This window comes from Bacteroides sp. MSK.20.82, from assembly GCF_019052485.1.
In the GTDB taxonomy this organism is placed as follows: Bacteria; Bacteroidota; Bacteroidia; order Bacteroidales; family Bacteroidaceae; genus Bacteroides; species Bacteroides thetaiotaomicron.
In genome coordinates this window covers 24,167-40,572 of the sequence record NZ_JAHQUN010000010.1, presented here as the reverse complement: position 1 = coordinate 40,572, position 16,406 = coordinate 24,167, and the positions used below count along the sequence as shown (strand labels likewise).

At 46.9% G+C, this 16,406-nt stretch carries 14 protein-coding genes, 1 pseudogene and 1 riboswitch; of the genes and pseudogenes, 13 read left to right on the top strand and 2 right to left on the bottom strand.

Annotated features, from left to right (window positions below; translation table 11 throughout):
* Positions 1–277 precede the first annotated feature (277 nt).
* Positions 278–470: riboswitch (cobalamin riboswitch) on the top strand.
* Positions 471–624: 154 nt separating this feature from the next.
* The 9 genes from KTR07_RS11370 to KTR07_RS11330 all read left to right on the top strand — a co-directional run bounded on the left by KTR07_RS11370 (position 625) and on the right by KTR07_RS11330 (position 12,169).
* Positions 625–1,542 carry a DUF4465 domain-containing protein gene (locus KTR07_RS11370; protein ID WP_113748131.1) on the top strand — a complete coding sequence of 306 codons (918 nt, stop codon included), beginning with the start codon at positions 625–627 and terminating at the stop codon, positions 1,540–1,542.
* A gap of 64 nt (positions 1,543–1,606) precedes the next feature.
* Complete coding sequence (locus KTR07_RS11365) at positions 1,607–3,388, top strand: PKD-like domain-containing protein (RefSeq protein ID WP_117981424.1); 1,782 nt, start codon at positions 1,607–1,609, stop codon at positions 3,386–3,388.
* Positions 3,389–3,402: 14 nt separating this feature from the next.
* Positions 3,403–5,493 (top strand): lipoprotein, encoded by a 2,091-nt coding sequence (locus KTR07_RS11360; protein WP_004311297.1) that lies wholly within the window; start codon positions 3,403–3,405, stop codon positions 5,491–5,493.
* 28 nt (positions 5,494–5,521) lie between these two features.
* On the top strand, positions 5,522–6,622 hold the full coding sequence (locus KTR07_RS11355; RefSeq protein ID WP_004293828.1) for a YncE family protein: 1,101 nt from the start codon (positions 5,522–5,524) through the stop codon (positions 6,620–6,622).
* A gap of 18 nt (positions 6,623–6,640) precedes the next feature.
* Positions 6,641–8,719 carry a TonB-dependent siderophore receptor gene (locus KTR07_RS11350; RefSeq protein WP_004311295.1) on the top strand — a complete coding sequence of 693 codons (2,079 nt, stop codon included), beginning with the start codon at positions 6,641–6,643 and terminating at the stop codon, positions 8,717–8,719.
* A gap of 11 nt (positions 8,720–8,730) precedes the next feature.
* Complete coding sequence (locus KTR07_RS11345; RefSeq protein WP_004289233.1) at positions 8,731–9,870, top strand: ABC transporter substrate-binding protein; 1,140 nt, start codon at positions 8,731–8,733, stop codon at positions 9,868–9,870.
* Positions 9,871–10,851, top strand: a complete 981-nt coding sequence (locus KTR07_RS11340) for an iron ABC transporter permease (RefSeq protein WP_004311292.1) — start codon at positions 9,871–9,873, stop codon at positions 10,849–10,851. It abuts the gene before it with no gap.
* Positions 10,848–11,606: an ABC transporter ATP-binding protein gene (locus KTR07_RS11335; RefSeq protein ID WP_004289235.1), complete on the top strand. Its 759-nt coding sequence runs from the start codon at positions 10,848–10,850 to the stop codon at positions 11,604–11,606. Before KTR07_RS11340 ends, KTR07_RS11335 begins: the two co-directional genes overlap by 4 nt.
* Positions 11,603–12,169, top strand: coding sequence for a DUF2284 domain-containing protein (locus KTR07_RS11330; RefSeq protein WP_113748135.1), 567 nt, complete (start codon positions 11,603–11,605; stop codon positions 12,167–12,169). The genes KTR07_RS11335 and KTR07_RS11330 overlap by 4 nt, the downstream gene beginning before the upstream one ends.
* Before the next feature lie 583 nt (positions 12,170–12,752).
* Here KTR07_RS11330 and KTR07_RS11325 read toward each other — a convergent pair.
* Positions 12,753–12,962 carry a hypothetical protein gene (locus KTR07_RS11325; protein ID WP_005829337.1) on the bottom strand — a complete coding sequence of 70 codons (210 nt, stop codon included), beginning with the start codon at positions 12,960–12,962 and terminating at the stop codon, positions 12,753–12,755.
* Positions 12,963–13,083: 121 nt separating this feature from the next.
* Here KTR07_RS11325 and KTR07_RS11320 point away from each other — a divergent pair, with 121 nt between their 5' ends.
* From KTR07_RS11320 to KTR07_RS11310, 3 genes are all read left to right on the top strand, one after another.
* Positions 13,084–13,500 carry a DUF3408 domain-containing protein gene (locus KTR07_RS11320; protein WP_004327094.1) on the top strand — a complete coding sequence of 139 codons (417 nt, stop codon included), beginning with the start codon at positions 13,084–13,086 and terminating at the stop codon, positions 13,498–13,500.
* Between the two features lie 29 nt (positions 13,501–13,529).
* Positions 13,530–13,916 (top strand): DUF3408 domain-containing protein, encoded by a 387-nt coding sequence (locus tag KTR07_RS11315; RefSeq protein WP_008766285.1) that lies wholly within the window; start codon positions 13,530–13,532, stop codon positions 13,914–13,916.
* A gap of 92 nt (positions 13,917–14,008) precedes the next feature.
* A complete protein-coding gene (locus KTR07_RS11310) occupies positions 14,009–14,791 on the top strand; it encodes a ParA family protein (protein ID WP_008766284.1) in 783 nt (260 codons plus the stop codon).
* On the opposite strand, the pseudogene KTR07_RS11305 reads toward KTR07_RS11310, so the two are convergent.
* Positions 14,740–15,117: pseudogene (locus KTR07_RS11305) on the bottom strand (helix-turn-helix domain-containing protein); the annotation flags it as partial. The gene KTR07_RS11310 and the pseudogene KTR07_RS11305 sit on opposite strands and share 52 nt — an antisense overlap.
* Positions 15,118–15,748: 631 nt before the next feature.
* On the opposite strand from KTR07_RS11305, the gene KTR07_RS11300 reads away from it, so the two are divergent.
* Positions 15,749–16,402, top strand: coding sequence for a hypothetical protein (locus tag KTR07_RS11300; RefSeq protein ID WP_008766282.1), 654 nt, complete (start codon positions 15,749–15,751; stop codon positions 16,400–16,402).
* The last annotated feature ends 4 nt before the right edge of the window (positions 16,403–16,406 follow it).

Below are 16,406 nucleotides of genomic sequence, written 5' to 3'. Positions count from 1 at the left end.
AAATTTATAGGATTAATTTCTGGTGCATGATATTAATAGTCATTATTCTGTCTGCTTTTTTTGCTTGCATAATTGCAGCTAACAGTTATCTATTCCAGAACGCATTGTTATGGAAAATGGCAAGCTGTTTTGTTGGTTTATGGATATTGTGTATGATAATTACCGTCTTCGTTTGTCGTAAACTTGAATGCTCTAATTAAAACAGTACGGTTGTCATGCTTTGTGTGTTTTATTATAAATATTATGAATTATTTGGAATTGATATGTAATATAGATAATTTTGCAGTCGGGAAATGGTTTCGGGAGGTTTACGCCTTCCGAATGAAAAGGGAACCCGGTGAAAATCCGGGACAGTACCCGCTGCTGTGAGTCCACAAAAACGGACATCGAACTTTTGCCACTGGTGTAATACCGGGAAGGCACGATGACCGGGACGAGTCAGAAGACCTGCCATGACCGGAATGAGATTTACACCTGCGGGATATACGGGTCGTAATCAAATAAGGAATAGCTCATCGGCCATTCAATATTTGAAGACAGACATATTCCCGTTCGTGTAAGTCCGCACGAACGGGAATTTTTTGTGTTTGTTAATAATATGTTTTACATTAAAATGAGTGACCTATGAAAAGAAAATTACGCTTTCTGGCAGGTGCCTGTCTATTTACCGCAACCGCCTTGTTCTCTGGCTGTAGCTCGGACGATGACTTTTTGATGGACCCGGTTGATTCCGGAACTTCGCAAACCCGTGCTGTGACAAATCCGGACGGTACTTTAACTATCACTTTCGATGATTTCGATCCCGGCATGTTAGCAGGACCTACCTCGGCCGGAGAAAATCTTTATTCGTACCAAGGGTATCCTCAAGTAACCACCATTTACGACAATACTCCGGAAGAATATCTCTTCCTTTCAATGTTTAATACTGTAGGTGGAAGCACAGAGTATTCCAGCGGCGGCATCGCACTTTCCAACTGGAACATCCGCTCCAATCAGTCGGGAAATACCGGAGACTGGTGGTATTCTTATCTAAACCAATGTTCTGTCTATAACACTGCGGTGGAAGCGGAAGGACAGAATAAGGAAGCCGGGCACAGCGGTTCCAATTTCGGTGTCGTTTACGGATATGTGGATGCTTACAATCAGGCATGGATGGCTAAACCAGAATTTTATTTCAATGTTCCCCGGAAATTGGTCGGCCTGTGGATCTGCAACACCTCATACACTTATGGTGTCATTACTTATGGTAATCAGTTCGGTTCTACGGGGGTAGCGACTCCTCTGAAAGAGATGAAAGGGTATTTCCAAGTGAATCTGGAATGTTATGATGCGAATGGCGGTCTGATCCGCACTTACAAACGTCTTTTAGCCGATTATCGTAACGGCCAACAACAGGTTGATCCTATCACGATATGGGATTATTGGGAAATCAATGCCGAAGGGGTGCAAAGTGTGAAATTCAACTTCGAGGGTTCGGATTCGGGAGCATACGGTTTGAATACTCCGGCTTATATCTGTATTGATGATATCACCATACAATAAAAAGAATACAAGGATATCCCTTCTGTCGGGGGTATCCCTGTTATTTTTCTAAAATCCACACATCATGCATCGTTTTCACTATTTTATTATTTCTGCCTGTATGCTGTTCACCTCCTGCAACAAGGATGAAGTCATTACCGAAGAAGTAGGAGGACAACCTATAATAGAACTTGACAGCGAGACCGGTATTTACACTGTCAAGGTCGATCACGAATTGACTATCGCCCCGACATACCAGAATGTTGAAGATGCTCTTTTTGCTTGGACGATAGACGGTACGCTGGTTTCTTCGGGTCCGTCTCTTCAACGTACATGGAATGAATGCGGGGATTTTTATGTCAAACTAAGAGTAGACAATGCGGAAGGCTATGCCGAAGAGGAACTGAAAGTAGAAGTGAAAGAACTCACCCCTCCGGTCATCTCACTGGCACTACCTTCGCAGGGGCTAAAAGTCGTCCGGAATACCGATTACACATTTACTCCCGATATTCAGCATTCGGATGTCGAAGGGTTCAAAATCGAATGGGTACGGGAAGGAAAAATCGTTTCCACCGAGAATACTTATACTTTCAATGAAAAAGAACTCGGTGTTTATACGGTGACAATCAACGCTTCCAATATAGATGGGACAACAACGAAAGACGTAAGCGTAGAGGTCGTGGAAACGATGCCCTACGTTGTCAAATTCCCGACCCCGTCTTACCTGCAAACATCCACGGACAGGTACACTTTTGCCGACCGTCCTGTTTTCCTGCGTCCGTTGTTGGAGTATTTCGACAATCCCCGTTTTGAGTGGAGTGTGGACGGTCAGGTCATGGAAGGAGAAGTGGAACGCATGTTCAAGTTCACGCCGTCCGCACCCGGAGAATACACCGTCTCCTGTACTGTGTCGGAAGACACACCGACGGAAAAAATAAGCAGGAATATCGACAAAGGGAAAACGGCTGTCACTGCCACCGTAAAAGTCGTTTGTGTGGACAAAAAGGAACAAGGCGGCTTCCGGGCTTCGGGAAGTTCCAAGCTCTGGAATAAAGTCTATGAATATACCCCAGCTCCCGGCCAATTTATCAACGAGACGAGCACGATAGGCGGTATGACCGGCAACGAAACATCCCCTGAAGCGGCTGTCGCATGGGCAACACAGCGTTTGAAAGACAAACTGCACGTCTCTTTAGGTTCTTTCGGGGGTTATATCATCGTCGGCTTCGACCACAGTATTCCCAATTCGGGTAACCAATATGATTTCTGTGTTCAGGGGAACGCCTTTGACGGCAGTTCCGAACCGGGTATCGTATGGGTCATGCAAGATATAAACGGAAACGGATTGCCGGATGACGAGTGGTACGAACTGAAAGGATCTGAAGCAGGCAAGGAAGAAACAATACAGAATTTTGAAGTGACCTATTACCGTCCGGAAGGCAAAAAAATGGATGTCCAATGGATCAGTTCCGACGGTAGAAACGGCTGGGTAGACTATCTGTCCGCTTATCATACACAAGACTATTATTATCCGGCTTGGATTTCGGAAAACAGTTATACCCTGACAGGCACTTGTCTGGCCGCCCGCAACACCCAAGATTCTCAAACCGGTTATTGGGATAATCAGAGTTATGACTGGGGGTACGTGGATAATTTCGGAAACGACCAGATAGAAGGCGGCAGTACGGTGGATGGAAGCGGACAAAGGAACGGTTTCAAAATTTCCAATGCCATCCATGCCGATGGAACGGAAGCCAATCTGCAATATATTGACTTTATCAAAATACAATGCGGTGTTCTGGCCAAAAGCGGCTGGCTGGGCGAAGTTTCTACGGAGGTATTTTCTTTTGAGGATCTAACCAAATAATAAAAATTACAAGTATGAAAATTTATTTTCTTCCCATGCTCCTATCCTTGTTCTTTTTGGGAGCGTGTGACAAAAACGATGAAATTATACCTGAAGATGCAGATGAAAATTTCATCACATCGGTCGTGATGACCGTGGACGGGAAATCGTACACGGCCGACATTACGGACAATACAGTAACAATAACCGTTCCCTATACGGTATCGCTGAACAACGCCGAAGTGGAATTCAAGTACACAACTTCTGCAACAATCATACCTGATCCTGAAACGGTAACGGACTGGGATAACGAACGAACCTTCCGGGTGACATCCTATAACGGAGATGCCCGCGAATATACCTATAAGGTCGTGAAAAGCGAGATAGAATCTGACGGAGATGTGGAGTTGAAGACCACCGAGGAGGTAGCTTCTTTTGCCGCAACCAAAACAACCGTTGTCAAAGGGAACCTGATTATCGGCTCTGATGCGGAAGAGGCAGAAAAAATCACTGACATATCTGCATTGGCATCTTTGAAAGAGGTTACTGGCAACATTGTCATTCGTAACAGTTACAACGGTGCAGACTTGACAGGGTTGGATAATATCGTTTCTGCCGGAGGTTTACAGGTAGGTTCGACCGATGTCGCCTCGAAAGCTACGGAACTTCACATGATTTCCATGAAAGCATTGGAAACGCTCTCCGGAGACATATCGGTATATAACGACCAAGTGACGTATGTCCTATTCGAGAAACTGGCAACTATTGAAGGAAGCGTGATGTTCAATGCGTCGTCGTTACAGAGTTTTGAGTTTCCGGTTCTGACTACTGTAGGTCAGGATCTGAATCTTCAAGGACTCAATGAAGAGAACACAGCAGCCGGTTCGATTGCGTCTTTGGAAATACCGGAACTGACAAGTGTCGGAGGGGTCTTGTCCGTAAACAATCTTGCCAAGCTGACTTCCATGAGCTTCCTTAAGCTGAAAGAGACCGGTGGCCTTGATTTCCATACCGTCCCCGTGATGTTGGAAACCATCAACCTTCCGGAAATCGAAACAGTAAACGGAAGTATTATTATGGAAGCCAATATGGAAGCTCCTCCTACCGGTAGTTTTGTTCCCCAACGAAATGACGTGCTTCAGGCTTTCGGTGGAATGGACAAACTGACAACGATAAAGGGACAGATAAAGATAAAGAATTTCACGGCACTCAAACAACTTCCCGACTGGAGCAAGATCACCACACTTGGAAGCATCACGCTGGATTATCTTGAAGATGTGAGCGGAACACTGCTGTTGCCGAACGCCCGATTTGAAACCTTCGGAGAAACAGCGCCCCAGATTGAAATTATAAACAAGGTGCAGCTCTCCAAAATTGAAACAGCCGAAGATTTGTCAAATGTAAATTTTGTCATCACCAGTCTCACGAATAATAAGTTCCCTGAAATCACGTTCAAGAATATCAAAGACTTCACTTGTAAGCCAACCACCAACAATACCGATTATACCATATCGACAATTCAACATGTATATGGAAATCTAAATGTGACAGGCCAAATGCGAAGCAATGCCAAATTTCCCGACTTGGAAATCATAGATGGATATGGATATATCCAAATACCCATGTTTGCTTCAATCACAATGCCAGTCTTGAAAGAAGTGGGAGGACAGTTCTATTTGTCTGGAAATTTTACCAGTTGTAACTTGCCCTTACTATCCAAAGTTTGTTGTTCTGCTTCTCCTGTATATTATAAAGAGGGAGAGGGTTCGTTAGCAATATCTTTACAAAGTAAATCGCTGGATATTCCGGAATTGCTTCACGTAGGAGGTGAAGGGTTGTTCGTTAATAAAGCAACAGGCATTACTTGTGATAAATTACAGACTATAGATGGTACGCTACAGATAAAAAGTGCGACTTCTCTTTCTCAGGAAACACTTTCCATGGAGAAGTTGGAGACCTTGCATGGGGTTGTTTTTGACGGTTTGACGAAATTTACCGACTACACTTTCTTCGGCAAGTTTATAGAAAACGGAATGATTACGGGGGAAAGTTGGAGCGTGACGAAATGTGGGTATAACCCAACCTTCCAAAATATGAAGGACAAACAATATACGCAGCAGGATTAAACCTTATACCTTAACCAGAGTACCCGTAATGATTCGGGTACTCTTTTTTATCCGAATGACAATGAGCAGAACAATACAACGGATTTGCCTTTTTCTTTTCTGCCTGCCAGTTTTCGGCAGTTGCATGAAATGGGATTACGGAGAGATGGAAGATTTCTCTGTATCGGCCTCTGGTCTTTTCATTACCAACGAGGGGAATTTCCAGTACAGCAATGCCACGCTTTCCTACTACGATCCCGCCACGTGCGAAGTGGAGAATGAAGTGTTTTACCGTGCCAACGGGTTCAAGTTGGGCGATGTGGCCCAGTCTATGGTTATCCGGGACGGTATAGGCTGGATCGTGGTGAACAACTCGCATGTGATTTTCGCCATCGACATCAATACTTTCAAGGAAGTGGGCCGTATCACAGGTTTCACCTCACCCCGGTATATCCATTTTCTGTCGGATGAGAAAGCCTATGTGACGCAGATATGGGACTACCGTATCTTCATCATCAACCCCAAGACATACGAGATTACCGGCTATATCGAATGTCCAGACATGGACATGGAATCGGGTTCCACCGAACAAATGGTACAATACGGCAAGTACGTCTATGTGAACTGCTGGTCGTACCAGAACCGCATCCTGAAAATCGACACGGAGACGGACAAGGTCGTGGACGAACTGACCATCGGCATACAACCTACTTCGCTGGTCATGGACAAATACAACAAGATGTGGACCATCACGGATGGCGGTTACGAGGGCAGCCCATACGGTTACGAGGCACCGTCTCTCTATCGTATAGACGCCGAGACTTTCACCGTAGAGAAACAGTTCAAGTTTAAGCTGGGCGACTGGCCTTCGGAAGTCCAGCTCAACGGTACACGGGATACACTTTACTGGATCAACAACGATATTTGGCGAATGCCGGTGGAAGCCGACCGTGTTCCCGTCCGGCCTTTTCTGGAGTTTCGGGACACCAAATACTACGGCCTTACGGTCAATCCCAACAACGGGGAGGTATATGTGGCCGACGCTATTGATTACCAGCAACAAGGTATCGTGTATCGCTATTCGCCGCAAGGCAAGCTGATCGATGAATTTTACGTGGGAATCATTCCGGGAGCTTTCTGCTGGAAATAACGAGGAAGGAGGACAAAAATGAAAAGACATCTTATTCTATTGTTCGTGGGGGTAAGCCTGCCCTTTCTGCTTGCCGCCCAGCAGAAAAATTCCGTCAGCATTACCAAAAGGGTACTACGTATTCCGGAGGTTACGGTGGTGGGCAAACGACCTATGAAGGATATAGGCGTGCAACGAACCCGTTTCGATTCCATCGCCATGAAAGAGAACATCGCCTTGTCTATGGCCGATGTGCTGACATTCAACTCATCCGTTTTTGTCAAGAACTACGGACGCGCCACGTTATCCACCGTGGCTTTCCGGGGTACCTCTCCCTCGCATACCCAAGTGACGTGGAATGGTATGCGCATTAACAACCCGATGCTGGGCATGACGGATTTTTCCACCATCCCTTCTTACTTTATCGATGATGCCTCGCTGCTGCACGGAACGTCATCGGTAAACGAAACGGGCGGCGGCTTGGGTGGTCTGGTCAGGCTCTCCACTTCTCCGGCCAACCATGAAGGGTTCGGGTTGCAGTACGTGCAGGGAGTGGGGTCGTTCAGCACGTTCGACGAGTTTCTCCGCCTGACCTACGGTGACAAACACTGGCAGTCCTCCACCCGTGTGGTGTATTCCTCTTCCCCCAACGACTACAAATACCGAAACCGGGACAAGAAGGAAAACATCTATGACGAGGACAAGAACATCATCGGTTCCTATTACCCGACGGAACGCAACCGCAGCGGGGCTTATAAGGATCTGCACGTCTTGCAGGAAATTTATTATAACACGGGCGAAGGCGACAAGTTCGGGCTAAACGCCTGGTATATCAATTCCAACCGGGAACTGGCGATGCTCAGCACGGATTACGGGAACGACATGGACTTCGAGAACCGCCAAAGGGAGCAGACGTTTCGCGGCGTCCTCTCGTGGGATCGCGTGCGGGAGAAATGGAAGGTCGGTGTAAAAGGCGGCTATATACACACATGGATGGCCTATGATTACAAGCGGGACAAGGGAAACGGCGAAATGGCTTCGATGACCCGCTCACGCAGTAAGATTAACACGTTCTACGGAAGTGCGGACGGGGATTATGCTCCTTCAGAGAAATGGCTGTTCACGGCCGGTGTTTCCGTACACCAGCATTTGGTGGAAAGCGCGGACAAAAATATCATCTCGCAGGAAGGTAACAAGGCTGTTGTCGGGTATGACAAGGGACGTGTCGAGTTTTCCGGTTCTGTTTCTGCGAAATGGCGGCCTGTCGATCGTTTTGCCGCCTCGCTTGTCCTTCGCGAGGATATGTTCGGTACGGAATGGGCCCCGGTTATCCCGGCTTTCTTCATCGACGGGGTACTGTCGAAAAAAGGCAATATCGTGGCGAAAGCATCCATCTCCCGGAACTACCGTTTTCCCACGCTGAACGACCTCTATTTTCTGCCGGGCGGTAATCCCGACCTGAAAAGCGAGCACGGCTTCACATACGACGTGGGGTTGTCGTTCTCGGTGGGGAAAGAAAATGTATATGCTTTGAGCGGTGGTATCAACTGGTTCGATTCGCACATCGACGACTGGATCATCTGGCTACCCACAACCAAGGGATTCTTCTCCCCCAGAAACCTCAAAAAGGTACATGCTTACGGGGCAGAGACCAACGCCCACCTTGATATAATGCTCGGAAAGGACTGGAAACTGGATATGAACGGAACTTTCTCGTGGACTCCCTCGATCAACGAGAGCGAACCGATGAGTCCGGCAGACCAATCCGTCGGCAAACAGTTGCCATACGTGCCGGAGTTTTCCGCAACGGTGACCGGACGTCTGTCATGGCGGACATGGAGCCTGCTTTACAAATGGTGTTATTACAGCCAGCGTTATACCATGTCGAGTAATGACTATACCCTGACGGGCTATCTGCCCCCTTACTTCATGAATAACGTGACACTGGAAAAACAGCTCTCTTTCCGATGGGCCGATCTGTCGCTAAAGGGCAGCATCAACAACCTGTTCGATGAAGAATACCTTTCCGTATTGTCCCGTCCCATGCCGGGCATCAATTTCGAGATATTCATCGGCATAACACCCAAGTTCGGAAAAAACAAAAATAGTAAACGATAATCTGCATCAATATGAACGCATTAAAGAATTTAAGCCTGATTTTGTTGCTTTCTCTGGCATTTACAGGCTGCCACAACAAAAGCTCAAAAATCAATGATTTCAACCTGCTGCTTTATGCTCCCGAATATGCCTCCGGCTTCGACATCAAAGGGGCGGGCGGGAAGGAAAGCGTACTGATAACCGTCAGGAATCCCTGGCAGGGAGCGGACAGTGTAACCACATGGCTGTTTATCGTCCGCAACGGTGAAGAGGTTCCCGAAGGGTTTGCAGGACAGGTACTCAAAGGAGACGCCAAACGCATCGTGGCGATGTCTTCCACTCATATCGCCATGCTTGACGCAATCGGTGAAGTCCGGTGTATAACCGGCGTTTCGGGAATCGACTACATTTCCAACCCAGACATCCAAGCCCGCCGCGACAGTATTGGCGATGTCGGCTATGAAGGGAACATCAACTACGAGTTGCTGCTCTCGCTCGATCCCGACCTCGTTCTGCTCTATGGGGTGAACGGCGCAAGCGCAATGGAAAGCAAACTCGAAGAACTCGACATACCGTTCATGTATGTCGGCGATTATCTTGAAGAGTCGCCTCTCGGCAAGGCCGAATGGATGGTAGTGCTTTCAGAAGTCACAGGAAAACGTGAGAAGGGTGAAAAAGCCTTTGCCGCAATCCCGGTCAGATACAACGCCTTGAAAAAGAAAGTGGCCGACAGTACCCTCGGCACTCCTTCGGTTATGCTTAATGTTCCCTATGGCGACTCGTGGTTCATGCCTTCAACCCAAAGTTATGTAGCCCGCTTGATTACTGATGCGGGAGGCCGCTATATCTACCAGAAGAACACGGGAAACGCTTCTATCCCCATTGACTTAGAAGAAGCATATCTGCTCGCGTCGGATGCGGACATGTGGCTGAACGTGGGAATGGCGAACTCCCTTGACGACTTGAAGGCATCATGTCCGAAATTCACCGATACCCGATGTTTCAAAAATGGAGAGGTGTATAACAACAACGCCCGTACCAACACAGCCGGGGGTAACGACTATTACGAGTCTGCCGTCGTGAATCCTGACATCGTGCTCCGCGACCTCGTGAAGATATTCCATCCTGAACTGGTGCAGGAAGAGTGTGTGTATTACAAGCAACTGAAATAGATGCGTTCCCGTTCGACTATATTATTCTCCATATTGATTACGCTCACGGTCGGTCTTTTTTTACTGGACTTGGCCGTGGGAGCTGTCAACATTCCGATCCGCGATGTATGGGCAGCACTGACCGGGGGAAATTGTTCCCGTGCCACGGAAAAAATCGTACTCAACATACGCCTCATAAAAGCTATAGTGGCACTGTTGGCCGGGGCTGCCTTATCGGTCAGCGGTCTTCAGATGCAGACCCTCTTCCGTAATCCTCTTGCCGGTCCCTATGTCCTTGGCATCAGTTCCGGTGCAAGTCTCGGTGTGGCACTTGTGGTACTTGCCGGGATCGGTTCATCAATAGGCATTGCCGGAGCAGCGTGGGTGGGTGCGGCTGTCGTGTTGCTCGTGATAACTGCCGTCGGACAGCGAATAAAAGACATCATGGTAATCCTGATTCTGGGCATGATGTTCTCATCGGGCGTAGGTGCTGTCGTGCAGATATTGCAGTACCTCAGCAAAGAGGAATCGCTGAAAGCCTTTGTCATTTGGACGATGGGGGCTTTGGGTGACGTCACCTCCGGACAACTTCTGATTCTTGTTCCATCGGTGTTTGCCGGACTGCTGTTGGCGGTACTGACCATCAAACCGCTTAACCTCCTGCTGTTCGGAGAGGAATATGCCGTAACAATGGGACTGAATATTCGGCGTTCACGCAGCCTGTTGTTTCTCTCGACAACGCTGCTCGCCGGAACGATAACCGCTTTTTGCGGTCCGATAGGTTTCATAGGTCTCGCTATGCCTCATGTCACAAGAATGCTTTTCCAAAATAGCGATCATCATGTCCTTCTGCCCGGAACAATTCTTTCGGGAGCATCGATATTGCTTCTTTGCGACATCATTTCTAAAATATTCACCTTGCCGATCAACGCCATTACAGCTCTATTGGGAATCCCAATCGTCGTATGGGTGGTTTTACGCAACAAATCCATCACCGCATGATAGAATTACAGCATTTTTCCATAGGTTACAAAGAAAACTCGTTGCTCCACGAGGTAAATGCCACGATAAAAAAAGGTCAACTGACAGCCCTTATCGGAAGAAACGGGACAGGAAAATCGACGTTGCTCCGCGCCATAGCCGGTCTGAACCGGTGTTATTCCGGAAAAATCATTCTCGACGGGCACGACATCGCCTGCATGAAAACCGAAGATATGGCAAAAACGCTGGCTGTCGTCACGACCGAGCGCACGCGCATCGCCAACCTGCGGTGCAAGGATGTCGTAGCCATAGGCCGTGCTCCTTATACCAACTGGATAGGTAGGATGCAAGAAACAGATAAGGAGATAGTCATGCAATCGCTCATTTCGGTGGGAATGGAGGCTTATGCAAACCGCACGATGGATAAAATGTCGGATGGCGAATGCCAGCGTGTGATGATTGCTCGTGCATTGGCACAGGATACTCCTATCATTCTCCTTGATGAACCGACTTCCTTTCTTGACATGCCTAATCGCTACGAACTTGTGGCGTTGCTTCGTAGGCTTGTCCACGACGAGAAAAAATGTATCATGTTCTCGACACATGAACTTGACATCGCGTTGTCCATGTGCGATTCGATAGCATTGTTAGATACCCCGAATTTAAGTTGCTTGACCGCGTCTGAAATGCAGAAAAGCGGATACATTGACAGACTTTTCCAAAATGAAAACATCCGTTTCGACTCCTTATGCGGTACAATGATTTTGAAACAATGAGTATATACACTGTAGAAAATTTTACTTCAGACATCACTGTTGAAGGATACATCGCCGAATTCCGTGACGAACTACATTTTCTTGAACTTTGCAAACAATGTACCAATTACGGTAAAAGTTGGGGGTGTCCTCCATTTGATTTTGATACGGAATCGTTTCTCCGACAATACAAGTATGCACATCTTATGGCAACGAAGATAATCCCTGAAGACAAAGATATTCCGATTGAATATACACAAAAACTCATTTTACCGGAACGGATACGAATCGAGAGCGAATTATTGGATATGGAACGGAAATATGGAGGGCGTTCATTTGCCTATATAGGTAAATATCTTCACTGCTCAGATAACGAGTGTACGCGTAACTGCGGCACACCATGCCGACACCCGGAAAAAGTGCGTCCGTCACTCGAAGCCTTCGGATTTGACATAGCCAAAACGCTTTCTGAACTTTTTAACATCGAACTTCTTTGGGGAAAGGATGGCAAATTACCTGAATATCTTGTTCTCGTAAGCGGATTTTTTCATAATGAATACGAACTTTGCAACATAGCATACTAATGATTCGGACATGAAATAAACAGACAAACTAACCACATTCGGTTCAATCTGTTTTGTGATTTCAAATGAATTATAGTTAGATATGTAAAAAGCGACGCTGGAGCTTGAAATAAGTAACGGTTTATCGGTGTATTCTCCGTTAAACCGTCCTGTTTTCGTTAAACGAAAACACAACTTGCTGTCCGCAGGAGCGGACCACATTTATCCAATAATTATTGTGTATTAGCCCATTGTATGGCTATTCTCCTGTGATTTACGAGGCATTTCCATCAGGTGTTTGCCGGCTGCTCTCCCCATAAAAGGGTGGATATCTCTCCATAATCATATGACTTACGTCCATAATTCGGGAATAAGGAGGCGAATATACGGGAAATCTGCCCTTTACATGCCCTATTGTCCATTAATGGATTGTTACTTCTACACATCTACAAATGGAGAGCGGCAGTGAGCCGTATATGGTTTATGGTTTTTCTGCATTATCTTCATTAATGGATTACTACTTCTACACTTCTGCAAATGGAGAATGTAGCCGTGTACACCTTATGGTCTTCCTTCATAATTCTCCATTAACGGATTAATACTTTTACACTCCCATAGACCGATAATTTAAGAATCCGTATCCGGACGGATGCGCGCTCTCACGCCTGCCCATAAGGATTAAAAAGGAACGGTGGACAAGGAAACGGAATCCCGCTCGCTTTTCCACACCACTACGGGCCTCTGATGTCGCCTCCGCATAGGAAGAACCGTCCGAACGGAACGGCATCTCCGTCCCCCCCGTCATGTGTATCATGACAATAACTGACTTTGGATGACTATAAGTGACAGGTGGTTTCATCCTGTTCTCTTCTTCCTTTATTTTGTATTCCGAGACAATACCAGTTGTGTAATTTAATAATTTAAGATTTTAAAATATGGATTCAGAAAAGGAAAAGAACCGGCTTTCCGATATCGTTCTCGAGAGGGTCGGACTCACGGGGAACCTTCTGTCAGCTCCCGTTTCCCCATCCCTGGAACCAGTGGTGGAGATACCAAGTCATGGAAGTCAGGTCCGGGCAGGGAAAGTGACAGGTCCGGAGGAATACAAGAGGAGGTTTCTGGTTCCCGCTCCCAGAGCCGCTGAGTGGAAGACCGCCTACATTGATGGGAGACTGCACCGCCGGATCGCCATGCTGGTCAGGGCCGCCGGCTGCGGCAGCATCTCCGGTTTTATCATCCGGTTGTTGGAACTCCATATGGAGGAACACAGGGAGGACATCGCCTCCCTGCTCGGTGAGGTCTACCGTCCCTGGGATGAGGACGGACAGCCGGGAGGAACACCTCGCCGATAAAACGTTGTCATTGTCCAAGAAGGCATATCATGACAGGAAAGAACGTAAAAGAGCGGATTGGTCTTGGCGGGATGGACGCGGACCGCATCCGTGAGATCATGGGGGAAGCGCCTGCCTGTCCCCGGAAGAGACGTGGAACGTCCGGTAACGACATTATACGTCCCGCAAGGAAAAATGGCCCCATGCAACCGTCCGTCTACGGGGAGGAATACCTGCATGGCATTGCGGGCGTGCAGCGTCGGTCGCTGCATATTCCCGCCGCCCTGCACCGGAAACTGTCCATCCTGGCGGGAGCCTCGAGAAACGGAAAGGTCACTCTGGAGGGGTTCATCAACCACCTTGTCTCGCGGCATCTGGAAGAATACAGGGAAACGACGGACATGATTCTGGAGGAGTCCCTGCCCGGCCGGTCATAAAGGCTCGTCCCCCATGACAGGGGATCTCCCCCGATGGGAGCATTATTTTTGTTTCTGAAACAATAGTGTTTAACTTTTAATGAAAAAGAAGTATGATGAAAAAAGAAAAAGAGTTGTTGGTTGCCATCGCCAGCCAGAAGGGTGGCGTGGGAAAATCCGTCTTTACGGTACTGCTGGCCAGTGTCCTGCATTACCGCAAAGACGTGCGTGTGGCGGTTGTGGACTGTGACTCCCCGCAGCACAGCATCGCCCTGATGCGTGAGAGGGACATGGAGAATGTCATGAAAAATGACGACCTGAAGGTGAACCTGTACCGGCAGTACGAAAGAATCCGTAAGCCTGCCTATCCGGTCATCAAAAGCGACCCGGAAAAGGGGGTGGAAGACCTGCGGCGTTATATGGACGAAAAAGGGGAGACTTTCGATATCGTGCTCTTCGACCTTCCCGGAACGCTCCGCAGCGAGGGGGTGGTTCATACCGTTGCCGCGATGGACTATATCTTTGTCCCGCTCAAGGCGGACAATATCGTCATGCAGAGTTCCCTGCAGTTTACCAAGGTGCTGGAAGAGGAGCTGATCGCCAAGGGGAACTGCAACTTGAAAGGAATCCGGCTGTTCTGGAACATGGTGGATAGAAGGGGACGGAAGAATTTGTATGATGCCTGGAACCGGGTCATCCACAGGATGGGGCTGCGGCTGCTGTCCTCACACATTCCGAACACCCTCCGCTACAACAAGGAGGCGGACCCTGTCTGTAAGGGTGTCTTTCGTTCCACGCTGTTTCCACCCGATCCCCGTCAGGAGAAAGACTCCGGCCTTCCTGAACTGGTGGAAGCGGCTTTCTTCGGACGTGATCCGGGTATCACCCTGTTATAAGGATTGTCCTCCAGCATCTTCTCGATGTCGGCTCTGCGGATGAACGCCATACGGTTGCTGATACGCGAGGCCCGTAGCCTGCCTTGTGCCACAAGTTTATAAATGTACTGGCGTGAGCATCCCATGAGGATGGCTGCCTTAGAAAAGGTAAGATACTCCTGACGCTGTATCTCTAAAACTGGCTCTACGGCATTGAGCAAGTCCTGCTGCCGCTTCTTCTTCGCTTTTTTAGCTTCATCAGCACAATGTACGGTGCAATATTTCTGCATACCGCTGTTGGGCGTGAACATTCTGCCGCAAAATGCACATTTCTTGGTTGTTTTCATTTCCCCTTTGTTTGATGTTGAACACTCATTCTTGTATATTCCATCGGGGAGTGAACGGAAGTGAACCGCTGTTGCCTGTTGTCAACGGGGTAAATATCTGTGGCAATCCTCGCATTATATCCTGCTGTTTGTTGCCACTTGTGAACCCTTGTAAACCGATGTCAACAGGCTTCGATTTTGTGGCAATAAAAAAGTCCCGTACATTCACCGCGATAGAAATACGTCACAAAAATATGCGGAAAATGGCGGAACAACAAATAAGGTGTGCTAAGTGTTAAATTTTATACAGTTTTGGTTTCCAGTGATTTAAATGCAGACAATGCTCGTTATTTGCAGGTATTTACACCTATCTAAATACTAAAAGCAGAAACAGATTATAGATGATTATAAATATGAAATTGGTATTGCAAAGGAAAGGGGGATAGAACCTAATATCAAAATAGAAGAATCCGGTATTCAACAAGAGAATGGCCATAAACAAGTTAATACAAGAATCGATTATTCAAACAAACCTCAAGATAAGTATAATATTGAAGCACTCTCCAATAAAGAAGTCATAGGAACCATTTCATATTATGACTTTAATGGCAAAGTATGTGAAGTTATTGAATACAATACTGTTGAGAGCTATTTGAAAAGTATAAAAGATGAATTAAATTCTAATCCAAACGGCTTTAAATATGAAACATTAACCACAGATGCCAACATCAGAAAATCAGTAGATGACATAGTTTACGGTGCTTACGGTGAAGATAACCCACATCCTTTAGAATGGTACTCCTCGAATAATACAAAAGCAGCGATAAGTCCAGAACAATATTTATCAGAAGAACGTAATAAAATAATGCGTGAATATGCTAAAAATCCTTTTGGAGCTCTCAATAAAGAAAATATATCAGCCGAGGGTATGGATAAATGGGCAGCCGTTACCAATAAATATATGGAAATGAAAACAAACATATCAACAAAGCAAATAGAATTGCAATCTTCCGGTTGTAAAACTCTGATCTATGATGTATCTCATTCTTCCGGCCAAGAAGAAATCGGCAATTACCGCATTCTAGATAAATCCACCGGTAAGACAGAATCTATAAATGTGGGGGATATTGACCTGGAAAAGCAGTCTCCGGAAACACTCAAAAAGTTGTTATCCGGACAACAAACAGAAATGACCAATAAGTCCGGCACAAACAGTCTTGTCACTCTGAATAAAACCATAACGGGGTGGGGAATATCCGCAGTAAAACAAGTATTCAACTCAGCTGACAACTCTGCCGGCATTTAAATTA

What these genes read in the sequence shown, in the direction of transcription:
- KTR07_RS11310 (WP_008766284.1), top strand. Translation starts at nt 14,009, where the DNA reads ATGATGAAAAAAGAAAAAGAGTTGTTGGTTGCCATCGCCAGCCAGAAG.
- KTR07_RS11340 (WP_004311292.1), top strand. Translation starts at nt 9,871, where the DNA reads ATGCGTTCCCGTTCGACTATATTATTCTCCATATTGATTACGCTCACG.
- KTR07_RS11370 (WP_113748131.1), top strand. Translation starts at nt 625, where the DNA reads ATGAAAAGAAAATTACGCTTTCTGGCAGGTGCCTGTCTATTTACCGCA.
- KTR07_RS11345 (WP_004289233.1), top strand. Translation starts at nt 8,731, where the DNA reads ATGAACGCATTAAAGAATTTAAGCCTGATTTTGTTGCTTTCTCTGGCA.
- KTR07_RS11350 (WP_004311295.1), top strand. Translation starts at nt 6,641, where the DNA reads ATGAAAAGACATCTTATTCTATTGTTCGTGGGGGTAAGCCTGCCCTTT.
- KTR07_RS11355 (WP_004293828.1), top strand. Translation starts at nt 5,522, where the DNA reads ATGATTCGGGTACTCTTTTTTATCCGAATGACAATGAGCAGAACAATA.
- KTR07_RS11360 (WP_004311297.1), top strand. Translation starts at nt 3,403, where the DNA reads ATGAAAATTTATTTTCTTCCCATGCTCCTATCCTTGTTCTTTTTGGGA.
- KTR07_RS11325 (WP_005829337.1), bottom strand. Translation starts at nt 12,962, where the DNA reads ATGATACACATGACGGGGGGGACGGAGATGCCGTTCCGTTCGGACGGT.
- KTR07_RS11330 (WP_113748135.1), top strand. Translation starts at nt 11,603, where the DNA reads ATGAGTATATACACTGTAGAAAATTTTACTTCAGACATCACTGTTGAA.
- KTR07_RS11320 (WP_004327094.1), top strand. Translation starts at nt 13,084, where the DNA reads ATGGATTCAGAAAAGGAAAAGAACCGGCTTTCCGATATCGTTCTCGAG.
- KTR07_RS11365 (WP_117981424.1), top strand. Translation starts at nt 1,607, where the DNA reads ATGCATCGTTTTCACTATTTTATTATTTCTGCCTGTATGCTGTTCACC.
- KTR07_RS11315 (WP_008766285.1), top strand. Translation starts at nt 13,530, where the DNA reads ATGACAGGAAAGAACGTAAAAGAGCGGATTGGTCTTGGCGGGATGGAC.
- KTR07_RS11335 (WP_004289235.1), top strand. Translation starts at nt 10,848, where the DNA reads ATGATAGAATTACAGCATTTTTCCATAGGTTACAAAGAAAACTCGTTG.